The 7,297-nt window shown below is 72.2% G+C and carries 7 protein-coding genes; 5 read left to right on the forward strand and 2 right to left on the reverse strand.

What is annotated here, in order from left to right:
• Positions 1-79: 79 nt before the first annotated feature.
• The 5 genes from ACIBQZ_RS29065 (at position 80) to ACIBQZ_RS29085 (ending at position 4,097) form a co-directional block, all read left to right on the forward strand.
• Positions 80-745, forward strand: a complete 666-nt coding sequence (locus ACIBQZ_RS29065) for a response regulator transcription factor (protein WP_396091981.1) — start codon at positions 80-82, stop codon at positions 743-745.
• Positions 742-2,127: a sensor histidine kinase gene (locus ACIBQZ_RS29070; protein WP_396091982.1), complete on the forward strand. Its 1,386-nt coding sequence runs from the start codon at positions 742-744 to the stop codon at positions 2,125-2,127. Before ACIBQZ_RS29065 ends, ACIBQZ_RS29070 begins: the two co-directional genes overlap by 4 nt.
• Positions 2,128-2,136: 9 nt before the next feature.
• Entirely contained in the window at positions 2,137-3,174 is a 1,038-nt protein-coding gene (locus ACIBQZ_RS29075) for an aldo/keto reductase (RefSeq protein WP_396091983.1), read from the forward strand.
• A 2-nt stretch (positions 3,175-3,176) separates the two neighbouring features.
• The gene (locus ACIBQZ_RS29080) at positions 3,177-3,755 is read left to right on the forward strand and encodes a DsbA family protein (protein ID WP_396091984.1); all 579 of its coding nucleotides are present in this window, start codon (positions 3,177-3,179) and stop codon (positions 3,753-3,755) included.
• A gap of 72 nt (positions 3,756-3,827) precedes the next feature.
• The gene (locus ACIBQZ_RS29085; protein ID WP_396091985.1) at positions 3,828-4,097 is read left to right on the forward strand and encodes a hypothetical protein; all 270 of its coding nucleotides are present in this window, start codon (positions 3,828-3,830) and stop codon (positions 4,095-4,097) included.
• A gap of 5 nt (positions 4,098-4,102) precedes the next feature.
• Here ACIBQZ_RS29085 and ACIBQZ_RS29090 read toward each other — a convergent pair whose 3' ends face one another.
• Both ACIBQZ_RS29090 and ACIBQZ_RS29095 read right to left on the reverse strand, forming a co-directional pair.
• Positions 4,103-4,420, reverse strand: coding sequence for a VOC family protein (locus ACIBQZ_RS29090; protein WP_396091986.1), 318 nt, complete (start codon positions 4,418-4,420; stop codon positions 4,103-4,105).
• A gap of 93 nt (positions 4,421-4,513) precedes the next feature.
• A complete protein-coding gene (locus ACIBQZ_RS29095; RefSeq protein ID WP_396091987.1) occupies positions 4,514-5,290 on the reverse strand; it encodes an alpha/beta fold hydrolase in 777 nt (258 codons plus the stop codon).
• Positions 5,291-7,297: the final 2,007 nt, after the last annotated feature.

Consider the following 7,297-nt stretch of genomic DNA (forward strand, 5'->3'; position numbering starts at 1 on the left):
GCCTGAATCCGGCGGGTTCTTCAGCCGTTCTTCAGCTTGGTGCTCGGTGGCGCACAGCAGCGCTGCGGATACTTCGGCCATGGTGGCGAGAGTGCTGGTCGTGGAGGACGAGGACGCGATCCGGGCGCCGCTCGCGGCGGCGCTCCGCGGCGCCGGCCACCAGGTCCGCGAGTGCGGGGACGGCGCCGGCTTCGAGGACGTCGTCGACGCGTTCCGGCCCGACCTGGCCCTGCTCGACGTGCAGCTGCCCGGCGGCCGGGACGGCTTCGCGCTGGCCGGGGCGCTGCGCCACCGCAGCGACTGCGCGGTGCTGATGGTCACCGCCCGGGACGCCGTCGACGACCGGCTCCGCGGGTTCGCCGCCGGCGCCGACGACTACGTGGTCAAGCCGTTCGCCACGGTCGAGGTGCTGGCCCGGGTCGGTGCGATCCTGCGCCGGCTGGGCCGGGTGCCCGCCACCGTGCAGGTCGGCGACCTGGTGGTGGACGAGGACGCCCGGCTGGCCGTGCGGGCCGGGACCACGCTGGAGCTCACCGCGACCGAGTTCAAGCTGCTGGCGTACCTGGCCGGGCACCGCGGCCGGATCCTGTCCAAGACCCAGCTGCTCACCCAGGTCTGGGGCTACGACTGCTACGACGCCAACCTGGTCGAGGTGCACGTCAGCGCGCTGCGCCGCAAGCTCGAGCAGCACGGCCCCCGGCTGATCCACACCGCCCGCGGCCTGGGTTACGTGGCGCGCCCGTGAGGCTGCGGCCGCTGTCCCTGCGGGGCCGGGTGACCTGGGCGGTGCTGGCCCTGCTCACGGTCATCCTGGTGGTGTTGTTCACCGCCGTCGACCTGGTGCTCTCGGCCCGGCTGCACGCCGACGCGCGGACCCGGCTCACCGACCGGCTGGCCCTGGCCGAGCAGCTCGACCCGCGGCTGAGCGCCCAGCAGCTGGTGGACCGGCTGCGCGGCGACGGGGTGACCGCCCGGCTGTGCGTCCGCGACGGCGGCGGCTGCGTCGCGGCGGCCTCCGACCCGCCGCCGCCCGGCCGGCGTAACCCGGCCGGCCCCCCGGCCCGGCCGCAGCGGGCGGCCGGCGCGCGGGCCGAGGTGCCGGTGGAGACCGCGGGCAGCGTCATCTTCGTGCGCACCGAGCTGCGCGGGAACCAGCTCCTGACGCTCAGCCTGGACACCACCCAGATCACCGACGCGGTCCGCCGGCTGATCGTCCTGGAGGTGGTCGGCGGGCTGGCGGCGCTGCTGCTGGCCGGGCTCGCCTCCGCCCGGGTGTCCCGGGCGGCGCTGCGCCCGCTGGAGGACATGACCGCGCTGGCCGGGCAGATCGCCGCGGGCGACCGGGGCCGGCGGCTCGGCCACCCGCGGACCGACTCGGAGCTGGGCCGGACCGCGGCCGCGTTCGACTCGATGCTCGACGAGCTGGAGGCGGCGCTGGCCACCGCGAACGCCGCCGAGGCCGGGATGCGCGCGTTCCTGGCCGACGCCTCGCACGAGCTGCGGACCCCGATGGCCGGGCTGCAGGCGAACGCGGAGCTGCTGCTGCGCGAGGACCTGGACCGCCCCGAACGGGAACGGGTCACCGTCGCCATGATCCGCGAGACCCGGCGCGCCGCCCGGCTGGTCGACGACCTGCTCACCACGGCCCGGCTCGGCCAGGGCGGCCTGCCACTGAGCACCGAACGCCTGGACCTGGCCCGGCTGGCGGAGGCGGAGGTGGCCCGCGCCCGCACGCTGGCACCCGCGCTGACCTTCACCGTCGCCGCCGAGCCCGCGCTGTTCGTGCGCGGCGATCCGCTGCGGCTCGGGCAGATCCTCACCAACCTGCTCGACAACGCCCGGAACGCCACCCCGGCCGGCGGGACCGTCACCGTGTCCGTGCGGCGGGTCGGCGAGCAGGTGCTGCTGGAGGTCGCGGACACCGGGCCCGGGGTGCCGGCCGCCGACCGGGCGCTGATCTTCGAGCGGTTCGGCCGCGGCGACGCGTCCCGCTCGCGCAACACCGGCGGCGCGGGGCTCGGCCTGCCGATCGCCCGCGGCCTGGCGGTGGCGCACGGCGGCGATCTCGGGTACGTCGACAGCCCGGCCGGCGCCCGCTTCCAGGTGCGGCTGCCCGCCGCGACGTAGGTTGCAGAGATGGAATACCGCACCCTGGGGCGCAGTGGCTGCGCCGTCTCCCGTCTCTGTCTGGGCACCATGACCTTCGGCGCCGAATCCGACGAGGAGGTGTCGCACGCCCAGCTGGACCGGTTCGCCGAGGCCGGCGGCACGTTCGTGGACACCGCCGACGTCTACGCAGCCGGCGAGTCGGAACGGATCATCGGCCGCTGGTTCGCCTCGCGCAGCGCCGACGTCACCGAGCCGATCGTGCTGGCCACCAAGGGCCGCTTCCCGATGGCCGGCGACCCGAACGGCGCCGGGCTGTCGGCCCGGCACCTGACCCGCGCGCTGGACGCCTCGCTGGACCGGCTCGGCCTGGACCGCGTCGACCTCTACCAGGCGCACTCCTGGGACCCGCTGACCCCGCTGGAGGAGACGCTGCGCACGCTGGACGGCTTCGTCCGGCAGGGCAAGATCGGCTACTACGGCTTCTCCAACTTCACCGGCTGGCAGCTCACCAAAGCGGTGCACCTGGCCCGCGAGCTCGGCCTGGCCGCCCCGGTCACCCTGCAACCGCAGTACAGCCTGCTGGTCCGCGAGATCGAGTGGGAGATCGTGCCGGCCGCGCTGGACGCCGGGCTGGGCCTGCTGCCGTGGAGCCCGCTGGGCGGCGGCTGGCTCAGCGGCAAGTACCGCCGGGACCAGCGGCCCAGCGGCGCGACCCGGCTGGGCGAGGACCCCGGGCGGGGCATGGAGGCCTGGGACCGGCGCGGCACCGACCGTACCTGGACGATCATCGAGGCGGTGCAGACCATCGCCGAGGAGCGCGGCGTGTCGATGGCCGAGGTCGCCCTGGCCTGGGTCACCGACCGGCCGGGCGTGACCTCCACCATCCTGGGCGCGCGGACGGTTGAGCAGCTGGAGACCAACCTGCGGGCCGCGGAACTGCACCTGACCGAGGCCCAGACCGCCGCGCTCGACCGGGCCAGCGAGCTGCCCGCGCCCGACTACCCGTACGGCCCGCTCGGCCTCGACCAGCGCAGCCGCACCCTGCCGCCCGGCCTAGGATCGTGACCATGGACGCCACCTTCTTCTTCGACCCGGCCTGCCCGTTCACCTGGCGCACCTCGCGCTGGCTGGTCGGCGTGGCACCCGAGCGCGACGTGACGCTGCGCTGGCGCGCCTTCAGCCTGTCCATCCTCAACGGTGACAACGTCCCGGACGAGTACAAGCCGATGATGGCCGCGTCGAGCCGGGCGCTGCGGCTGGTCGAGGCGCTGCGCGCGGACCACCGCGAGGAGACCATCGGCACGTTCTACACCGAACTCGGCAACCGCACGTTCGAGGCCGGCGCGCCGATCACGGACGAGATCGTGGTGGCGGCCGCCGAGACCGCCGGCGTCACCGACCCCAAGGCCGTGCTCGACGACGAGTCCTGGGACGAGGCGGTGCGCACGTCGCACGAGCTGGCGTTCGGCTCGGCGGGCCCGGACATCGGCTCCCCGGTGCTGCTGGTGGAGGGCGCGGCGCGCGGCGTACACGGGCCGATCATCGACCAGGTCCCGGGCCGCGAGGAAGCGCTGGCGATCTGGGACGCGGTCGTCCCGCTGGCGCGCAGCACCACGTTCTTCGAAATCAAGCGCGGCCGAGCCTAGGTCCCGGGGTTTGACGGCGCGCCGTGGTGGGGTAACAGCGTCGCGCCGTCACCGGTACCCGGAGGAGAATTCATGGTCGAGCCGCAGATCCACCTGGACCCCGCATCGCTGAACCCGGTGGAGGAGAAACTGCGCGGCCCGCTGGAGGACCAGCTCACCTCGGCCCTGCAGGCCGCGACCCACAAGATCAGCGACGAGTACGCGGGCGAGCCGGTCGACGCGGTGACGGGCAAGCTGCTGGAGCAGACCCGCGCGGGCCTGCACCCGGACATCGCCGCGGGCTTCTCCCCGGACCAGGGTGAACTGCGCCGAGTCGCCGAGGCGATCGTCCACCCCGCCTGACGCCCCTACCGGTGCTGCGCGATGTTGATGACGGCACCGTCGGGCGACCGGACGAAGAACCGGTACACACCCCACGGCTCCTTCGTCAACGGATGCACGATCTCGTAGCCGAGCTGCTGAGCCTCCGCATAGGCGGCCTCGACATCGTCGGTCTGCACGGAGATGACGGAATCCTCGGGCGCACTGGCATCCCGCGTGACGAGCTGCACGTTCGCGCCGGTGTCGGGCGAGGTGAAGCGGGCCACCCAGCCCAGGTTGAACTCCTCGCTGCTCAACCCGAGAAAGCCGGTGTAGAACCCCTTCGCCGCGTCGATGTCGGCCACCGGGAGATTGGTCAGAATCCGAACAGGGCGCATGCGATTATCCTTCCTGTGTCCTCGCACGATAGTCACGAACGAGCCACACCCCAGCCTGCTTCACTGTTCCAGGAACCGGCGCACCACCCCGGCAAAAAGCCCGGGCGCGGTGTGGGTGGCAAAATGTGACTGCCCGGCAAGCACAACCCGCTCCGCCTTCGGCAGCGCGGCGGCGAGCGCATCCATGGTGGCGGGCATCGGCGCCCAGGTATCACTGCCCTGCATGAGAAGAACAGGTACGCCGACACGCGCCCAGCGGTCGACCTCCGAAGCATCGGCGCTCATCGCCTCAAGATCATGCAAACAGCCACGGGCCTCATCGGCACTCCCGGCAGCGTCGAACCCGGCAAGCAGCGACGCGGGCACCCGGGCAACCTTCTCGGCGAACAGGCGGGCGGCGGGGCCGAGATCGCCGGCCTCGAGCAGGTGACGGTAGGGCTCGAGCACGGGAGCGGTGGCAGCGCCGGCGGCGAAGAGCGGGGGCTCAAAAACCACCAGCGAACGGATAGCTACGTCGTCGGCCAGCGCCGCGTGCAGGGCGACGGTGCCACCGTAGGAGGCACCCACGACGTGCGCGGACCCACCGGCCGCGGCGAGAACCGCACGGAGATCGGCGACGTCATCCGCGTACGTTTTGGAGCGCGGGCAGTCGCCACTCGGGACGTACCCGCGGCGGGCGTACGTCCAAAGCTCGAAGGTGTCCGCGAGAAGGGGCAGGATCGGCTCCCAGGAGTCAAGTCCCCCGGCGGAACCGTGCACAAGCACGAGGGGAATGCCCTGCCCCGCCCGGCGGGCAACGAGTCGAGCACCGTCGGCCGCCGTCAATGTGATCCGCACATGCCGAGTCTGGCATCGGCGCGGCGACCGAGCATCCCCAATAACGACGTCGCGCAGGCCGTGTCCGGCTGACCTGGCCCCGGGCGTCGACCGTGCACTCGCGCGGTGCCGGTCCGCCAATGCGCAGTCCTGGTCCGGAGGCCGCCGGTGCGCCGGCTGCTGCTCCGCATGCCGCTGGCCCACCCGCCACTCGTCCCTGACCCGCAGATCGCCGGTCCGCCGATCGCTGACCCGCCGGCCTGATCCGCCGGCCTGATCCGCCGGTCGCTGCCCCACCAGCCGCTGGCCCACCCGCCACTCGTCCCCGACCTGCAGATCGCTGATCCCCCGGTCGCTGCTCCACCAGCCGCTGGCCCACCCGCCACTCGTCCCTGATCCGCCGCCGGCCTGACCCGCCGGTCACTGCTCCGCCGGTCGCCGGCCGCTCGTCGCTCGTCCCTGACCCACCGCCAGCCTGACCCGCCGGTCACTGCTCCGCCGGCCGCCGGCCGCTCGTCGCTCGTCCCTGATCCGCGTGCCAGCAGATCGCTCGTCCGCCGAGCTGGTCCGCCGATCCGCCCGTCCGCAGGATCGGCCGATTCGCGGAGCTGTCTGCCTAACCGCTCAACGATCAATTCCGCCACGACCCAGCGCTGCCCGCAGACGGTCGCCTACCGGCATGCCAAGTCGGCACACAAGCCCCCGATAGGCGCGAGCGCCACCTCGAACCGGGCCTTCCGCATCAAATCTTACGAACCGATGAATTGACATGATCACGCGCCGACCGGGATCGAAAAATGTCACCCAGGACGAGATAATAGACCCATGCGGCAACTCCAATTGTTCACCACGGTCGAATTGGCCGCCATGCGCGACCGGACCGCATCGCGAAATTACTCGGCCACCCGCGAAGAGTTCCGCCGCACCCATCAGCGTCATCGCGATTGGGGACTGGCCCGCCGCCACGCCGAGCGCCTGCGCCGTGTGCGGGAGAGGTCAAGCAATCCTCTTCCACCGAGCGCCGTGGAAGACCGGCCGGCGTCGCCGCCCTCAACGCCGCCCTGCAGACCATCCCCAACCGAGCGCCCCGCGCGCCAGACACCGACGAGCACCCTGCCCACCACCGAGCGGGCTGCACGCCCGGCGCCGGCGACCACCCTGCCCAGGACCGCCCGGCCAGCCCACCCAGCGCAGAAAACCACCCAGCCCACAACCGCCCGGCCAGCCCACTCAACGCAGAAAACCACCCGGCCAGCCCACCCAGCACAGACAACCACCCAGCCCACAACCGAGCACGCTGCAAGCCCGACACCCGCAACCGCCCTGCCCAAGTCCGCCCGGCCTGCACACCTGGCGCGGACAACCACCCCACCTACAACCGACCCGCCTGCAGACCCAGCGCAAATTGCCGCCCCACCAACAACCGACCCGCCTGCAGACTCAGAGCAAATTGCCGCCCCACCAACAACCGACCTGCCTGTACACCCAGCGCGGACAACCACCCCACCCACATCCGAGCCGGCTGCTCATCCCTCGCGACGTCAAGATCCGAGGAACAGCCACGACCTGCGGCGAAGCCAGCAGCGGCAGTCCGCACGCACCCGACCTGCCGACGCGCCATCGCCGCGGCGCCCATCGGTGGACCGGGTCGCCACCGGTGATCACCTCGAGCCCTCGGCTCGGTGCGCGTCAGCTGCGGAGGGCCGCCGATCAACACCAACGCCATCGCAGGCACATCCGCATTCCTCGCCGATTCCCTTTCCATGGGCTCGGCGACCCTGCACGGAATTCGGCCCGATAAGGCGGAGATCCCTTTCCCCGGTCAATCGGCACGGCCCGCGCGAGCGCAGGCGACCTACTCCCGATCCAAAGTCTCCAAGTGCGACTTCTCCGCCATCGACAATGGGTCAGCGCCGATCCCGCAGGCGTGTTGCTAGTGTCGCGTGTCTGAGTTCTTTTGACGGTTGGCTTTGGTGAGGATCTGGTCGGCGGTCTTGGTCCAGCGGAAAGGTTCGCAGCGCTGGTTGT

It is taken from the genome of Actinoplanes sp. NPDC049599, from assembly GCF_044465625.1.
Classification (GTDB): Bacteria; Actinomycetota; Actinomycetes; order Mycobacteriales; family Micromonosporaceae; genus Actinoplanes.

Coding starts and splice junctions, on each gene's coding strand:
- ACIBQZ_RS29075 (WP_396091983.1), top strand. CDS start 2,137: ATGGAATACCGCACCCTGGGGCGCAGTGGCTGCGCCGTCTCCCGTCTC.
- ACIBQZ_RS29065 (WP_396091981.1), top strand. CDS start 80: ATGGTGGCGAGAGTGCTGGTCGTGGAGGACGAGGACGCGATCCGGGCG.
- ACIBQZ_RS29085 (WP_396091985.1), top strand. CDS start 3,828: ATGGTCGAGCCGCAGATCCACCTGGACCCCGCATCGCTGAACCCGGTG.
- ACIBQZ_RS29080 (WP_396091984.1), top strand. CDS start 3,177: ATGGACGCCACCTTCTTCTTCGACCCGGCCTGCCCGTTCACCTGGCGC.